The organism is Sphaerimonospora cavernae, from assembly GCF_042435035.1.
Lineage (GTDB): Bacteria > Actinomycetota > Actinomycetes > Streptosporangiales > Streptosporangiaceae > Sphaerimonospora > Sphaerimonospora cavernae.
In genome coordinates this window covers 89759-106081 of sequence record NZ_JBHMQT010000036.1, presented here as the reverse complement: position 1 = coordinate 106081, position 16323 = coordinate 89759, and the positions used below count along the sequence as shown (strand labels likewise).

Annotated in this window: 11 protein-coding genes and 1 pseudogene; 9 read left to right on the top strand and 3 right to left on the bottom strand. The window is 71.6% G+C overall.

Annotated features, from left to right (window positions below; translation table 11 throughout):
• The first annotated feature begins 98 nt into the window (after positions 1-98).
• Entirely contained in the window at positions 99-1394 is a 1296-nt protein-coding gene (locus ACFHYQ_RS16850) for a PP2C family protein-serine/threonine phosphatase (protein ID WP_394302095.1), read from the top strand.
• 183 nt (positions 1395-1577) lie between these two features.
• Positions 1578-2804, top strand: a complete 1227-nt coding sequence (locus ACFHYQ_RS16845) for a Glu/Leu/Phe/Val dehydrogenase dimerization domain-containing protein (RefSeq protein ID WP_394302094.1) — start codon at positions 1578-1580, stop codon at positions 2802-2804.
• On the opposite strand, the pseudogene ACFHYQ_RS16840 reads toward ACFHYQ_RS16845, so the two are convergent.
• Positions 2796-3002 (bottom strand): annotated as a pseudogene (locus tag ACFHYQ_RS16840) (putative PEP-binding protein); the annotation flags it as partial. The gene ACFHYQ_RS16845 and the pseudogene ACFHYQ_RS16840 overlap by 9 nt on opposite strands.
• Before the next feature lie 124 nt (positions 3003-3126).
• On the opposite strand from ACFHYQ_RS16840, the gene ACFHYQ_RS16835 reads away from it, so the two are divergent.
• The gene (locus tag ACFHYQ_RS16835) at positions 3127-3885 is read left to right on the top strand and encodes a phosphotransferase (RefSeq protein WP_394302151.1); all 759 of its coding nucleotides are present in this window, start codon (positions 3127-3129) and stop codon (positions 3883-3885) included.
• A 10-nt stretch (positions 3886-3895) separates the two neighbouring features.
• Positions 3896-4246 (top strand): nucleotide pyrophosphohydrolase, encoded by a 351-nt coding sequence (locus ACFHYQ_RS16830; RefSeq protein WP_394302093.1) that lies wholly within the window; start codon positions 3896-3898, stop codon positions 4244-4246.
• A gap of 67 nt (positions 4247-4313) precedes the next feature.
• On the opposite strand, the gene ACFHYQ_RS16825 is transcribed toward ACFHYQ_RS16830, so the two are convergent.
• Both ACFHYQ_RS16825 and ACFHYQ_RS16820 read right to left on the bottom strand, forming a co-directional pair.
• A complete protein-coding gene (locus ACFHYQ_RS16825; RefSeq protein WP_394302092.1) occupies positions 4314-5564 on the bottom strand; it encodes an NAD(P)/FAD-dependent oxidoreductase in 1251 nt (416 codons plus the stop codon).
• A gap of 127 nt (positions 5565-5691) precedes the next feature.
• Positions 5692-7236, bottom strand: a complete 1545-nt coding sequence (locus ACFHYQ_RS16820; RefSeq protein ID WP_394302091.1) for a PucR family transcriptional regulator — start codon at positions 7234-7236, stop codon at positions 5692-5694.
• Between the two features lie 235 nt (positions 7237-7471).
• On the opposite strand from ACFHYQ_RS16820, the gene ACFHYQ_RS16815 reads away from it, so the two are divergent.
• The 5 genes from ACFHYQ_RS16815 (at position 7472) to ACFHYQ_RS16795 (ending at position 16196) form a co-directional block, all read left to right on the top strand.
• On the top strand, positions 7472-9418 hold the full coding sequence (locus tag ACFHYQ_RS16815) for an HsdM family class I SAM-dependent methyltransferase (protein ID WP_394302090.1): 1947 nt from the start codon (positions 7472-7474) through the stop codon (positions 9416-9418).
• Complete coding sequence (locus ACFHYQ_RS16810) at positions 9415-9903, top strand: DUF5990 family protein (RefSeq protein WP_394302089.1); 489 nt, start codon at positions 9415-9417, stop codon at positions 9901-9903. The genes ACFHYQ_RS16815 and ACFHYQ_RS16810 overlap by 4 nt, the downstream gene beginning before the upstream one ends.
• A gap of 136 nt (positions 9904-10039) precedes the next feature.
• Positions 10040-13000: an FAD-binding and (Fe-S)-binding domain-containing protein gene (locus ACFHYQ_RS16805; protein ID WP_394302088.1), complete on the top strand. Its 2961-nt coding sequence runs from the start codon at positions 10040-10042 to the stop codon at positions 12998-13000.
• Positions 12997-14847, top strand: a complete 1851-nt coding sequence (locus tag ACFHYQ_RS16800) for a thiamine pyrophosphate-dependent enzyme (RefSeq protein ID WP_394302087.1) — start codon at positions 12997-12999, stop codon at positions 14845-14847. The genes ACFHYQ_RS16805 and ACFHYQ_RS16800 overlap by 4 nt, the downstream gene beginning before the upstream one ends.
• A gap of 125 nt (positions 14848-14972) precedes the next feature.
• On the top strand, positions 14973-16196 hold the full coding sequence (locus ACFHYQ_RS16795; protein ID WP_394302086.1) for an SRPBCC family protein: 1224 nt from the start codon (positions 14973-14975) through the stop codon (positions 16194-16196).
• Positions 16197-16323: the final 127 nt, after the last annotated feature.

Below are 16323 nucleotides of genomic sequence, written 5' to 3'. Positions count from 1 at the left end.
AGGTGAAACATCCCGACCAGAAGGCGGATTACGGGGGTGATCTCCATGATCACACTGAGCGGGGCGGCATCGGCCTGATCAGTGGGGAAGGAGGCCGCATGGCATCGCAGGCCGGGCATTTGTTCGATCGACCAGATGGAGATCTGGATCGTATCCAGGCCGGGTTACGACAACTCGAGCGCCAGTACGGCATGTTGCGGGGACTGCTCGACGCGGTGCTGGCGATCAGCGCGGAGCTGGAACTCGAGCCGGTCCTGCACAGGATCGTGGACGCTGCCCGGGATCTGGTGCACGCCCGCTACGGCGCCCTGGGCGTACTGAGCGAGACGGGACAGTTCACCGCGATGATCAGCTCGGGGTTCTGTCGTGATCATTTCGCCGCGCGAGGTGAGAAACTGCCCCACGGCAGCGGACTGCTGGGTGAACTGGTGCGCGATCCCCGGCCACTGCGCGTGGACGACCTGCCGGCCCATCCCCGTGCGTCCGGCGTCCCCGAAGGGCATCCCGCGATCACCACCCTGCTGGGGGTGCCGATCCGGGTCCGTCAGACGACCTACGGGAACCTGTACCTAGCCGAGAAGGTGGGCGGCCCGTTCACGGACGCGGATCAGGAGGTGGTGACGGCGCTGGCCAGTGCGGCCGGCGTGGCGATCGAGAACGCGCGCCTCTACCGGCGGACGTGCCGGGCCACCGAGGACTTTCAGCGTCAACTGCTGCCCGAGATGCCGCACCTGGAGGGGTGGGAACTGCAGGCCCGGTTCCAGCCCTCCAGCAGGGCGCCGTGCATCGGGGGTGACTGGTACGACGTGTTCCGCCTGCCCGACGGGGTGCCCTGCCTGGTGATCGGGGACGTCATGGGCCACGACGTGCGGGCCGCCATCGTGATGAGTCAGATCAGCAACATGCTCCGGGTCATCGCGTTCGACGAGCCGGAGTCGCCCAGTGGGATCCTGCGCCACCTGGACCGGGTCCTGGACCGGATGTACGGGGGGCCGATGGCCACCGTCGCCGTCGCCCGCCTGGAATCGGCCGCCGGATCCGGCGGACGCCTGAGCTGGGCCAGCGCCGGGCACCTGCCGCCCCTGCTGGCCGTCCCGGGCGAACCGGCCCGCTATCTGTACGCCGAGACCGGCGTCCCGCTGGGCGTCGATCCGGACCTGCCCAGGCCCGACAACCACGCTCGACTGCCGTACGGCGCCGCCGTGCTGCTGTACACCGACGGCCTGGTCGAAAACCGCGATCGCTCCCTGAGTCAGGGGATGGACCAGATCGCCGCCATCGCCACCGCCCACGCTGCCGATCCGCTGGCGCGGCTGTGCGACGCCCTGCTGGCCCACCCCGGCGGGGCCTTCGACGACGACGTCGCGCTGCTGGCCGCCCATCCGCCGACGTGAGAACGTGGAGCGTACTGGGCGAAATGTATAGCAGAATGCCCGAAATGTCGGGCAAACCTAGCACATCGTGTAGCTGATCAGCGTTCTCTTGCGCAGCTCTTCGCGCATCGGATCACAATATGCGCAAGATCCCGTCCCTCCCCCTCTCGGGATGGGCAGGCACAGGAGAAACAGGAACAGCACATGAAGCACCTGCTCACCCAGTTCGAGAACAAGACCCCTGAGATCGTTTTCGAATGGCACGATGCTGAGACGCCCGCCAGGGGATGGGTGGTGATCAACTCGCTGCGGGGCGGCGCCGCGGGCGGCGGGACCCGGATGCGCCCCGGGCTCGACCGAAATGAGGTCGTGTCGCTGGCCAAGACGATGGAGATCAAGTTCACCGTGTCCGGGCCGCGGATCGGCGGCGCCAAGTCCGGCATCGACTTCGACCCGCGCGATCCCCGCAAGAACGACGTCCTGCGCCGCTGGTACACGGCGGTCACTCCGCTGCTGAAGACGTACTACGGCACCGGCGGCGACCTCAACGTGGACGAGATGCAGGAGGTCGTGCCCATCACCGAGAGCCTCGGGCTGTGGCATCCGCAGGAGGGTGTGGTCAGGGGTCACTTCGACGCGAGGGACCGAGAGCTCGTGGGGCGGGTCGGACAGCTCCGGCTGGGCGTGGCCAAGGTCGTGGAGGACCCGCGCCTCACCCCGGATCCGGCCGGCCGCCACTCGGTCGCGGATCTGATCACCGGGTGGGGCGTCGCGCAGTCGGTGCGGCACTACTACGCCGTCTACGGCGGGGACATCGCCGGTAAGCGGGTCATCGTGCAGGGCTGGGGCAACGTCGGCTCCGCCGCCGCCTATTACGCCGCCCAGTCGGGGGCGCGGGTGGTCGGCGTGATCGATCGTGACGGCGGCATCGTCAACCCGGCAGGGTACGGCTTCGACGAGATCCGCGAACTGTTCCTCGCCAAGGACGGCAACACGCTGCGCGCCGACGGCCTGGCGCCGTACGCCGAGATCGACGAGGCCATCTGGGACGTCGGCGCCGAGGTCTTCCTGCCCTGCGCGGCCTCCCGCCTGGTCACCCGGGACCAGGTGGACCGTATGACGACGCGGGGGCTCGAGGTCATCGCCTGCGGCGCCAACGTGCCGTTCGCCGATCCCGAGATCTTCTACGGGCAGACGTACGAGCACGCCGACAAGAGCGTCGCCGTCGTACCGGACTTCATCGCCAACTCCGGCATGGCCCGCACCTTCGCCCTCCTCATGCGGGACGGCGTCGAGATCACCGACCAGGCGATCTTCAGCGACATCTCGGCTACGATCGAGTCCGCCCTCAGGCGCTGCCATGAGAGTTCCCCGGCGCACACGGGCGTGGCGAGCACCGCGTTCGAGATCGCCCTCGATCAGCTAGTCTGACCCGCTCCGCACAGAACGTCGCGCCCCGGCCGGATCACCGGCCTCCAGGGCCGCTCCGGCCGCAGCCCGGCACTCCTCGAGCGTGTGCCGGGCCAGGGATTCCCGTACGGCGGGGATGCTGGGCGCCGACATGGACAGGCTCGTCACGCCGAGGCCGACCAGGACGACGGCCAGGAGCGGGTCGGCCGCGGCCTCTCCGCTGCAAGGTCACGAACGTGAAATGCCTAGTCAAGGCTCGGCGTGCGAGTATTCGCAAGATCATGGGTCTGGGGGGTGGAGCATGTGATCGCGGGACGGGATCTAGTGTGAGCGTGTGGAAGTGATGAGGGGCGGGGTCAACGAGGTGCGGCGGGTCGGCTCGACCGTGCACCGTCCGACCGGGCTGTGGAGCCCGGCGGTGCACGGCCTGCTACGCCATCTCGAACGGCAGGGCTTCGGCGCAGCCCCACGGCTGTACGGCGTCACCGATGACGGCATGGAGATCCTCGACTTCATCCCCGGACAGGTGGGCGAGTACCCGCTGACCGCGGAGGCCGCCTCCTCCGAGGTTCTGGAGAGCGCGGCCGAGTTGCTCGCCGCCTACCACGACGCCACGGTTGGCTATGTGACGGGGCACGAGAGCGGGTGGATGATGCCGACGCCGGCACCGGCCGAGGTGATCCTGCACAACGACTACGCTCCGTACAACTGCGTGTTGGACGGCACCAGGGTCGTCGGCATCATCGACTTCGACACCGCCGCTCCCGGTCCCCGGCTCTGGGATGTGGCCTACGCGGTCTACCGCTGGGCGCCGACGGCGGCTCCGGGTAACGGATCAGGCTTCGGTACCACCGAGGAACAGGCCGCCCGCGCCCGGGTGTTCTGCGACCGCTACGGGTTGGACGCCGCGGGGCGGAGCGCCCTGGTGGACACCATCACCGCCAGGCTCACCGCCCTGGTCGAGTTCATGCACGCCCGGGCGGCCGAGGGTGAGGCGGCGTTCCGGCGGCACATCGAGGAAGGCCACGACCGCCTCTACCGCGCCGACATCGCCTACCTGGAGGAACGGCGTGCCGTCTTCGAGACGGCGCTCCTTCATTGAGGAGGACAGGATGTCCGAACTGACGGAGCTGGCCGTACGGCTGCGCGGGTTCGCGCAGGCCAGGGACTGGGAGCAGTTCCACGCTCCGAAGAATCTGGTGATGGCCCTGGCCGGTGAGGTGGGGGAGTTGGTGGCGGAGTTCCAGTGGCTCACCCCCGCCGAGGCCGAGAACCCGGACCCGGACACCATGGCGCGAGTGCGGGCCGAGCTGGGGGACGTCACCGGCTATCTGGTACGGCTGGCCGACGTGCTCGGCGTGGACCTGATCGCCGCGGCGCACGTCAAGCTGGACGAGAGCGAGCGCCGCTACCCCCCGGAGCTGTATCGCGGCTCAGCCAGAAAGGCCCCGCCGCTGCCCTGATGGTGAGGCCGCCCATACGCCCTGCCCCGCCCCCGGCATATGGGGGGCAGGGCGGGCGGCCGGGTAATCAGCGGGTGGGGTCGAAGTCCCGCAGGGCGGTGGGCACCTTGCCCGTGGTGATCTGCTCGGCGAGCATCCGCCCGGTGATCGGCCCCTGGGTGATGCCCCACATGCCGTGCCCGCCGGCGACGAAGATCCCGGGGACGTCGGTGGCGCCGATGAGGGGCTTGCCGTCGGGGGTGACGGGCCGGGGGCCGACCCACAGGTCGGTCATCGCGTCCCAGTCGACTCCGGACAGCAGCGGCCTGGCCGACTTGACGATCGCGTCGATCCGCCGCTGCACCAAGGGGTGGTCGGGCCCGCGGAACTCCATCGTTCCCGCGACCCGGAGCTTGCCCTGGTACGGCGTGCAGGCGACGCGCACGGCCGGCAGGTAGATCGGCCCGCGCACGGGCTCCGCGGTGGGCACGGTGAAGGAGTAGCCGCGCCCGGCGCGCACCGGCACCCGAACGCCCCACGCCTTGCCGAGCCGGTTCAGCCAGGCGCCCGTGGCCAGGACGACGGCGTCGGCCGCGACCGAGTCGCCGGTGCTCGACACCACGGTCAGCCCGCCGCTCCCGGTACGCACGTCGGCGACCTCGAAGCCGGAGCGGATCTCGGCGCCGCGGGCGGCGACGGCGCGGCCCAGCGAGTGCGTGAACTCTCCGGGGTCGATGTAGCGCTGCCCCTCCAGCCGGATGCCGGCCCGCACCTGCGGGGAGATCTGCGGCAGCAGCGCGCCGAGTTCGTCACCCTTGAACGCGGTGTACTCGATCTTCAGCCCCGACTCGTTGATCCGCCGCAGCTCGTGCAGCAGGCCCACGGCCTGGCGCTCGGTCTCGAACGCGGCCATGATCGGCGCGTCGATCGTGGGCGCCTCGACGCCGTTCGACGTGAGCACGTCGAAGGCCTCCAGGCACTCGTCGTTGAGCGGGATGTTCGCCCGTACGGCACGGCCCCAGGACTTCCAGCTGCAGTTCAGGGCGAACTTGGTGAGGAACGCCAGCAGGCCCGGGTCGGGGGTGGCCGGCACATGCAGCGGGGCGTTCGGGTTGAGCAGGGAGCTCAGGCCGTAACGCAGGACGCCGGGCTCGTTCAGCGGGATGGCCAGCCCCGGGGAGAGCCAGCCGGCGTTGCCCCAGGAGGCGCCCGCGGCCACACCGCCGCGGTCGACCACGGTCACGTCCACGCCGCGCTCCTGCAGGAACCACGCGGTGGACAGCCCGACCACACCGGCGCCGATCACTACCGCTGTACGCGGCTCACGGTCCATACCCATCGCCTCCGCTATACCATTTTCCGCCTTTCACCGAGGATCGCTGCTGTGAGAGGGCGATGTACTGTCCGCGTCGGACAAGTGCGACCACGGCCTTTGTTCCGCGCGGACAACGCCGTCGGGCACCGGCTCAGGGGCGGCTGTCCTGGTGCACGGCCAGCGCGATGATCATGGCGAGCCGCTTCTCCGGCACGTCGAGCCGCAGGTTGGTGATCTCGGCCATCTTCCTGAGCCGGTAGCGCACGGTGTTGGGGTGGACGCCGAGGCGATCGGCGGCGGCGGCAAGGTCGCCCTGCGCCTCCAGCCAGGCCCGCAACGTCGCGATGTAGCGCGTGCCGCGCTCGGTGTCGTACCGGGTGAGGTCGGCGACCGGCCCGCGCGCGGGGGCGCGTCCGGCGGCGGCGGCCGCCCGCAGGCGCTGCATCAGGATCTCGTCCCAGGACTCGTCATAGACGACGGCAGCGGCCCTGCCGGGCCGTGAGGCGCGCAGGGCGAGGCTCTCGTCGGCCTCCTGCCTGCCGGCGGGCAGCTGGGACGGCTCGGCCGCCCCGCCGATGCCGGCGTACACGGTGACCTGCCGGGGCAGGACGCCCGTGATCGAGGTGAGCCACTCATGCGCCGGCGTGGCGTCGGCGGCGCAGGGCAGCACGGTGTAAAGGGTGTTGCCGAACAGCGCGCTGCGGCCCGGCCGCGACCAGCCGAAGCCGGTGGTGGCGCGTTCGTAGGCGAGCAGGATCGCGGCGTGCCGCTCGTCGGCGACGTGCGCCTGCAGCGCGATCACCCGGAACTGTCCTGCGGGCAGGCCGAGCCGGCTGATCACCGCGAGGGCGTCGGCCGTCCCCTCCAGCAACTGGATGACGAGGTCGGACTCGACCTGCCGTTCCAGATCGGCGCTGACCCGGGAGCGCAGCAGATGCAGCGCGACCGCCCGCGCGCCGTCGTCCAGGACGATCCGGTGGGCGCCCGACAGCGGGCGCTCGCATTCGACCCAGATCGATCCCAGCAGTTCGCGCCCGGCGCGTACGGCGACCACCATGCGGCCGCGTAGTCCGTGCTCCGGCGAGGGCTCGACGAACAGCGGCTCGTCGGAGGCGCGCAGATGCGCGAAGACGCCCTTGCGCTCCAGCAGATGGTGCATGGCGTCCGGAATCCGGCGGCCCAGGATGGTCTCCAGGCGCACCGGGTCGGCCGACTGCTGGGCCCGGGAGTACGCCAGGACCCGGGACATCTGGTCCTCGATCGTCACCGGGGAGCCGATCTCGGCGGCGAGCGAGTCGGCGAAGGCGAACAGATCGGTCGGTCCCCGCCCGGCGTCGGTCTCCCGGCCTTCGAGCACGAGGCCGTACACCACGCCGAAGAGCTGGCTCCAGGACACCGCGGGTTCCACGAGCAGCACCGCGATCCCGCTGTCGCGCGCCTGTGCCAGGGCCTCCTCATCGAGGGGCGGAGTCCCGCGCACCAGCACCGCGGCGGCGCGCGCCGACCGGGCGAGCCGTACGGCTTCGGCGGCGGAGTCCACGCCGACCGACAGGAACACGTCACCTGTCGCGGCGCGCGGGTCGGTCGGGTCGTGCACGACCACACTGCGCAGCGCCACGTCGCGGGAGGCGGGCGCGCAGCACAGCCGGGCCCCGTAGCCGCCGAGGACGTTCACCAGCCGGTCAAGCTTCAGCATGATTAGCGGTGCCCCACCTGTCTCGATACCGAGGGCGTCGGCCCTCGCAGTGGGCTCTGTGAGCGATTCGCCTCATGCTAATGCGTGACGAATGCCTGGCAGCGGGGTCGACAACGCCTCGGCGCGTGAACCGCCGTCAGATCCCCTTTCGCCTGTTGCGCATACCTGGCCCATGACCTGGCATGCTGGTGACCATGAGAGGTTTCCCCGGTGCCCGCGACGAGGATGGCCGCTGATGCGTGACGACGTCATGGTGAACGCCGCGGACATCGCCCGGATCGCGGACGTCGGCAGGGCCGCGGTGAGCAACTGGCGCAAGCGGTTCGACGACTTCCCTCGGCCGGTCGGCGGGACCGCGAGCAGCCCGTCCTTCTCCCTCGCGGAGATCGAGCAGTGGCTGCGCAAGCACAACAGGCATGTCGAGGTGGCGCCCCTGGAACGGGTCTGGCAGCGACTGCGGGCCGTCGGCGACGATCTCCGCCTGGGCGACGTGGTCGTCTACACCGGGGCATTCCTGCTCTACCTGCAACGTGATCCCGCCGCCTGGCGCGAGCTGGCCCGTCTCACCGACGACGAGATGCTGTCGCGGCTGCCCGGCTCGGTCGCGGCCGTGGTGCCCGAACCGCCCGGCGAGCTGCCACACGAGCTCGGTGTCGACCCGTCGCTGATCCGGGCCATAGCCGAGGTGGGCGCCGAGGAGGGACCGGCCGCCACGTTCGACGCGATCTGCGCCCGCTACATCGACGTCCACGCCCGGCGGCTGCTCGCCACCCCCGAACCCGTGGGCGCCCTGATGGCCCGGCTGGCCGCGACCGCCGGGAAGACCGTGCTCGATCCCTCCTGCGGCATCGGCACCCTTCTGCTCGCCTCGGGCGCCGCACGCGCGCTCGGCCAGGACGTCAACGGTACGGCGGCCCGCCTGACGGCGGTCAGGCTGCTGCTGCACGGCGTCGAAGCGGCCGTCCGCGACGGCGACTCGCTGCGGGCCGACGCGTTCCCGGACGAGCTGGTCGACGCGGTGGTCTGCAATCCGCCGTTCAACGACCGGGGCTGGGGATACGAGGAGCTGACCAGCGACCCCCGATGGGAGTACGGCCTGCCGCCGCGCGGCGAGTCGGAGCTGGCCTGGGTGCAGCACTGCCTGTCCCATGTCCGCCCCGGCGGGCTCGTCGTCATCATGATGCCGGGCGTCGCGGCCAGCCGCAGATCCGGCCGCCGGGTCCGCGGCAACCTGCTCAGAGCCGGGGCGCTACGCGCCATCGTGACCCTGTCGGCCGGCGCGGCCCCCGCCTCCAGCGGTGCACCCGACCTGTGGGTGCTGCGCCGGCCCGAGGCCGGCGACCCGCCCGCCTCCGACGTGCTCATGGTCAACGCCGGAGACGACTTCGCCGTCGTGGAGGGCGCCTGGCAGGCGTACACGAGCCGCACGGAAACCGGGCCGCCGGAGCTTCCGGAGGCGAGCCGCGTGGTGCGGATCATCGACCTGCTCGACGAGGAGGTGGCGCTCACCCCCGCACACCGGGTGAGCCGGCAGACCCGGGCGGAGCCGTTCACCGGGGTACGCGAGCGCGCCCGGGAGGCGATCTCCCGGCTGGAGGTCCCGAAGCTGACCCCGCTGCCGGTACGGCGCGAGCTGCCGCTGACGAGCATCGGCGAGCTGTCCAGGGCGGGGGTGGTGAGCATCGGCCAGGGCCCGCTCAAGCTGGCGGAGGAGACCGGCGACCTGCCCGTGCTGACCGTCAAGGACCTCGTGCGCGGCCGCGCCCCCAGCGGGCGCACCTGCGACGAGCCCGGACTGGTGTTCACCCGGGAGGGGGACGTCGTCGCCCCGCTCATCCCCGGTGAGAACACCGCGGCACGGGTCGTGGCCGGCCCTCCCGTGGTGCTCGGCCCCCGGCTGCTGCTGTTCCGCGTGGACCCCGACCGGCTCGATCCGTACTATCTCGCCGGCTGCCTGCGCGTCACCGGCGAGACGAGCGTGCGGCTCGGCTCCTCGGTCCGGATGGATCCCCGCCGGGCGCGGCTGCCCCGGCTGCCGATCGAGGAGCAGCGGGAGTACGGCGAGGCCTTCCGGCGGCTGCTCGCCTACGAGGACGCGGTCCGCGAGCTCAGGACGGTCAGCGACGATCTCCTGCGGATCGGATTCGAGGGCCTGCTCGACGGCACGCTCCACCCCGAGTGAACCCGGGTGCGCTGGATGACGGGGCTGTGCTGCTTCGCATCGAGGCGTCCCACTTGCCGGGCCGGGACTGCGGTCAGGCGCCGGATTTCCCTGGGTACCGCAACATTCACGTCGGAGTGCAACGGCGGGATCGCCGGGATGAGCTTCTCGAGCTACACCCAGGGGATGCCCCGGCGGCGGTTTGGGAACTGGAGGCCACCGCCATGGTGAAAGAGAGCGGGTGGGATCTCCGCGGACCGTACGTGCAGGGCAGACCGGGCGGCCGGTTCGTGTACCTGTCGTGGGGAACGGTGGACGACGCCGGGGCGTTCTCGATGTTCCGGCGGGCGAAGCTGTGGTTCGACGCCATCCTGCCGGACGTGCTGGACACCGCGGTGAAGACCGGGCTGCTGGTGGGACGCCTGGGCCTGACCGACTCCAGCGGACAGCCGTTGTGCGCGGCCGTCCGCCCTCCCCTCATCGAATGGTCGGCTCCCGCGATTTGACCCCGTGTGTGTAGATCTTCCCATCTGGGTGGATCACTGTTACGGCGGCCTGCCTTTGCCGTCTCATGCGCGCGTTTCCGCCGTGCCTTTGTCCCGGCCGGGGGATCCCCTCTGAGAGATGACGGGATACGCCGATATGAGGAATCCGCCGCAGCCGCCGTACGCGGAGGAGCTGCGCGCGGCGCTCGATCGTGCCGTCGCCGGCGACGTGCGGTTCGGTCCCGGCGACCGCGCCATGTACGCGCACGAAGCGTCGATCTTCCGTCAGGTGCCCGTCGGCGTGGTGCTGCCGCGCGACGCGGGCGACGTCGAGGCCGCGCTGGCGGTGTGCCGCCGGTTCGGGGCGCCCGTGCTCGGCCGCGGCTGCGGCACCTCGCTCGCCGGGCAGAGCGTCAACGGCGCCGTGGTCTTCGATTTCACCCGGCACATGGACGCCATCGTCGGCCTCGACCCGGAGCGTCGCACGGCACGCGTCCAGCCCGGCGTCATCTGCGACGCGCTGCGCGACGCGGCCGAGCCGTACGGACTGACGTTCGGGCCGGACCCGGCCACGCACGATCACGCGACGTTCGGCGGGATGATCGGCAACAACTCCTGCGGAACCCACTCGGTCATGGCGGGCAAGACGGTCGACAACATCGACGAACTGGAGATCGTCACCTACGACGGCACCCGGATGCGGGTCGGCCCCACCGGCGAGGCGGAGCTGGAGCGCATCATCATGGGCGGCGGCCGGCGCGGGGCGATCTACGCCGGGCTGCGGCGCATCCGCGACGCCTACGCGCAGGTGATCAGGGATGGGATGCCGGACATCCCGCGCCGCGTGTCCGGCTACAACCTGGACGCGCTGCTGCCCGAGAACGGCTTCAACGTCGCCCGCGCCCTGGTCGGCTCGGAGAGCACGCTGGCGCTGACGCTGGAGGCGACCTGCCGCCTGGTGGAGTCCCCGCCGCACCGGTCGCTCGTCGTGCTCGGCTACCCCGACATCCCGTCCTCCGGGTACGACGTGCCGTGGCTGCTGGGGTTCGGCGCCATCGGGCTGGAGTTCACCAGCCGCCACGTCGTCGACAACCTGCGGGCCAAGCGTTTTCCCGCCGCGCGGGACGCGCGGCTGCTGCCGCCCGGCGAGGCGTGGCTGCTCATGGAGTTCGGCGGGCGCACCAGACGCGAGGCCGACGCGGCCGCGCGGGCGCTGATCCGCGCCCTGGCCACGCTGGGCATCCGGTCGTACCCGAACGGCCACGCACCGCCGAGCCACCGGTTCTACGACGATCCCGACGAGGTCGCCGCCGTCTGGGAGATCCGGAGCAACTCGGCCGGCACCTCCCGGATGCCGGTCGGTCTGGGCGGCCATGGCGGCTGGCCGAACTGGGAGGACGCCGCGGTCGCCCCGGAACGGCTCGGGCCGTACCTGCGCGACTTCGTCCACCTGCTCGACCGGTACGGCTACGACGGCGTGTTCTACGGCCACTGGGGCGACGGATGCGTCCACTGCCGCATCGACTTCGACCTGCGCACCGCCGAAGGCGTGCGGAAGTACCGGCGGTTCATGGAGGAGGCCGCCGACCTGGTCGTCTCGTACGGCGGGTCGCTGTCGGGGGAGCACGGCGACGGGCACGGCCGGGCCGAGCTGTGGCCCCGGATGTTCCCGCCGGACCTGATGCGCGCGTTCGAGGAGTTCAAACGGCTGTGGGACCCCGACGGCCGGCTGAACCCGCACAAGCTGATCGATCCGTACCCGCTGGACGCGCACCTGCGGGAGGGCACGGCCTACCGCCCGGAGCAGCCGGCCACGGTGTTCGCCTTCCCCCAGGACGGGGGCAGCTTCACCGAGGCGGCCGGCCGCTGCTTCGGCGTCGGCACCTGCCGCCGCACCGGCGGCGGCGTCATGTGCCCGAGCTTCATGGTGACCAGGGAGGAGAAGCACTCCACCCGGGGCCGGGCCCGGTTGCTGCAGGAGATGTGCGAGGCCACCGGGCCGATCAGGGACCGGTGGCGCAGCGACGAGGTCAAGGAGTCGCTCGACCTCTGCCTGGCCTGCAAGGGCTGCCGGGGTGACTGCCCGGTCAGGGTCGACATCGCCACCTACAAGGCGGAGTTCCTGCACCACTACTACGCCGGACGCCTCAGGCCCCGGCAGGCGTACGCGCTCGGACTGATCGACGTGTGGGCGCGGCTGGCCTCGCGCGTGCCGGGGCCGGTCAACGCCGTCACCCACGCGCCGGGGCTGCACCGCCTCGTCAAGCTCGCCGCCGGGGTGGCTCCGGAACGCGACGTGCCGCGCTTCGCCCGGCGGACCTTCACCAGGATGTTCGCGGCCCGGGCCCGGCGGGGGCCGGACGCCGCGGGCCCGCCGGTGCTGCTGTGGCCGGACACGTTCACCAACCATTTCGAGCCGGGGATCGCGGTCGCGGCCGTCAAGGTGCTGGAGGCGGCCGGCTTCCGCGTGGTCGTGCCCGGGGTGAACGGGCCGGGCGGGACGCCGTGCTGCGGCAGGCCGCTGTACGACTACGGCATGCTGCGGCTCGCCCGGCGCTATCTGCGGCGCGTCCTGGACGGGCTGCGCCCGTACCTGGAGGCGGGGATCCCGCTGGTCGGGCTCGAGCCGAGCTGTCTGGCCGTCTTCCGCGACGAGCTGACCAACCTGCTGCCGCGCGACCTCGACGCGCGGCGGCTGCACGCGCAGAGCTTCACACTGTCGGAGTTCCTGACCGGGCACGCCCCCGACTGGGCGGTGCCCCGGCTGCGCCGCGCCGCGCTCGTCCAGCCGCACTGCCACCACCACGCGGTCATGGGATTCGACGCCGATCGGCGGCTGCTGCGCGCGATGGAGCTGGACCTGGAGATCCCCGACGCCGGATGCTGCGGCATGGCCGGCAGCTTCGGCTACGAGGCGGGGGAGCGGCACCGGGTCTCCATGGCCGCCGGGGAACGGGTGCTGCTGCCCGCGGTGCGGGAGTGCCCGCCGGACACATTGATCATCGCGGACGGCTTCAGCTGCCGCGGCCAGATCGCGGACGGGACCGGCCGGACCGCGCTGCACCTCGCCGAGGTGCTCGCGCTGGCGATACGTGAGCAGCGGAAGGATTCGACATGAGCCAAGAGCGCACCGCCTCGGACGTCCTGGTCGACCGGCTCATCGCATGGGGCGTGGACACGGTCTTCGGGTTGCCCGGCGACGGCATCAACGGGTTCGTCGACGCGCTGCACAAGCGGCACGACGACCTCAGGTACGTCCACGTCCGGCACGAGGAGGTCGCCGCCATGGCGGCCGTGGGGTACGCCAAGTTCACCGGGCGGCTCGGCGTGTGCTTCGCCACCTCGGGGCCGGGCGCCGCGCACCTGCTCAACGGCCTGCTCGACGCGCGGACCGAGCAGGCGCCGATCCTGGCCATCAGCGGCATGACCTACCACGACCTCGTCGGGACCAGCTACCTGCAGGACGTCAACACCGACTACCTGTTCAACGACGTCGCGCTCTACAACCAGCGGATCATGGGCCCGGCCCACGTGATCAACGTCACCGACTACGCCGTCCGCACCGCGCTCACCCAGCGCGGACCGGCCCACCTGTCGTTCCCGATCGACTACCAGGCCGCGGCGGCCGACTCGGGCACCCGCTTCCGACGCAACGTCGAGGGCCACACCTCCACGGCGCACCGGCCGCCGATCCGGGTGCCGTGCCGGGAGGACCTGGAGGAGGCGGCGCAGGTCTTCGCCGGGCGGACCCGGATCGTCATCCTCGCCGGGGCGGGCGCGCGCGGAGCCGGGGAGGAACTGGAGGCGGTCGCCGAGCGGCTCGCCGCGCCCATCGTGAAAGCCCAGCTCGGCAAGGACTGCGTACCCGACGACAGCCCCTACACCACCGGGCCGATCGGCCTGGTGGGCAGCCGCCCCAGCGAGGAGGCGCTGGAGGAGTGCGACGCGCTGCTGATCGTCGGCTCCACCATGCCGTACATCGAGTACTACCCCTCGCCGGGGCAGGCGGTCTGCGTGCAGATCGACGACCGGCCCGAACGGCTCGGCCTGCGCCACCCGGTGGACGTCCCGCTGGCCGGTGACGCCCGGGCGACGCTCGCCGCGCTGCTGCCGATGCTGCCGCGCAACGACGACCGCGCGTTCCTGGCGAAGGCCCAGGAGGGCATGCGCGAGTGGTGGGCGCTGATGGAGGCGCGCGGTACGCGTACCGACCTGCCGATGAAGCCGCAGGTCCCCGCCTGGGCGTTGAACGACGCGCTGGCGGACGACGCGATCGTCTGCGGCGACTCCGGGACCGTCACGACCTGGGTCGCCCGGCAGATCAGGACCCGGCGCGGCCAGCTGTTCTCCTTCTCCGGGACCAACTGCTCGATGGCCGCCGGCCTGCCGTACGCGATCGGGGCGCAGGCGGCCTATCCGGGACGGCAGGTGGTGGTCTTCACCGGAGACGGGTCGATGACGATGCAGCTCGGCGACTTCCTCACCGCGGTGCAGCACAACCTGCCGATCAAGGTCGTGGTCATCAAGAACAACACGCTGGGCCTGATCAAGTGGGAGCAGATGGTGTTCCTCGGCAACCCCGAGTACGGCGTGGACCTCGCGCCGATGGACTTCGTGAAGTTCGCCGAGGCCTGTGGCGCCCGCGGGGCGCGCATCGAGGATCCACGCGCCTGCGCCGGCCAGATGCGCGAGGCGCTGTCGTGGGACGGGCCCGTGATCGTCGAGTGCGTCGTCGACCAGCACGAACCGCCGCTGCCGGCGAAGGTGAAGAGCCACCAGGTGCGCAAGCTGTTCGACGCACTGCGGCAGGGCACCCCCAACCGCAACCGCATCGCTCTGCAGATGGTCAAGGACCTGCTCGACGAGGCGAGCTTCGAGGCCAGCCCGGGCCACGTGATCCCCGGCCCCATTGGCCGCGCCGCCGCCGAGGTCGTCGAGAAGCTGCGCGACCGCACCGAGGAGTGACGCCCGGGGCGCGCCGTCGGCCGGAGTCGCCGGATCGACCGGAATCGCCGGATCGACCGGAATCGTCCGGAATCGTCCGCCGGTCACTGGGTAGGCCCGTGCGCATGGGGGTGGTTACCATGCGTATGGCTGATCGTCCAGGACATGGGCGACATGACGGGCAGGTCACCGTGATCGAACGCGGGGCGTCACTGTCGAGCACCGCGGGCGCGGCCGGGCTGGGCGCCTGCGCCGGGGCACTGACGGAGTATCTGCTCGACCCGAATCTCGGCCGGACCCGCCGGGCCCGAGTGCGCGACAAGGCCGTGCACGGGGTGCATCGATCCAGGGGCTGGCTCGGCATCCTCGCCCGCGACTTCACCAATCGCAGCCGGGGCGCGGTCGCGGGGATCCGCTATCGCTTCGTGGGAAGGAACGTCGACGACCGGGTGCTGTCCGAACGCGTGCGCGCGGAGCTGGGCCGGCACGTCAGCCACCCGCACGCGGTGGAGGTCCACGTCGCGGATGGTCACGTGACTCTCGCCGGCCACGTGCTGGAACGCGAGACCCGCCGGGCCCGCCGGGCGGTGGCGCGGATTCCCGGCGTCAAAGACGTCGGGGCGAGCTGGACCGCCCACCACGACGCCGAGGGGGTGATCCAGCTGCAAGGGGGCAGCCGGCCGAGGGAGCGCGTACCCGAGATCTTCCAGCAGTGCTGGTCGCCGACCGCGAGGTTCCTCGCGGGGTCCGCCGCGGCGGCGACCTGGGCGATGTCCGGGCGACTGCCTGGGCCGTTCGCCTGGATGGTGCGGGCCGGTTGCGCGGTCCTGGGCGCGCGTGCCGCGACGAACCTTCCGCTGAAGCGGCTCAGCGGGATCGGCGCGGGCCGCCGTGCCGTCGACATCGAGGACGCGATCTCGGTGGCCGCGCCGGCCGAGGACGTGTGGCCGTTGCTGAGCGATTACAGCGTCTTCGCCAAGTGCATGCCCGATGTGCTGGAGGTACGGCGATCCGACGACGGGCGGCGGTCGCACTGGGTGATCTCGGGACCTGCCGGGGTGCCCATCGGCTTCGAGGCGGCCGAGACCAGCCGCGAGGAGGGGCGGGAGATCTCCTGGCGGACCACCGAGGGCAGGCTCATCGCCCACACGGGCACACTGCGGCTCACGCCCGAGGGGGCCGACCATTGCCGGATCGAGGTCCGGCTCGCCTACAACCCGGTGGTCGGCGCGGTCGGGCACGCGATGGCGACGCTGCTGGGGGCCGACCCGGCGCGAAAACTGCAGCAGGACCTGATGCGGTTGAAGTCGCTCATCGAGACGGGTAAACCGCTGGCCGGCGCCGTCTCGGGCGAAGACCGCCGGTCATGACGCGTCCGGCGGCGCCCGGCGTGCTCGAAGCCGGGCGCCGCCGTCGTCCACGGTCAGGCGGCGTGGTCCGTGTGACCCGGTGCGGTCGGGAGACGGCCAAGACCGGGCCCCCGGACCGGCCGCCGAT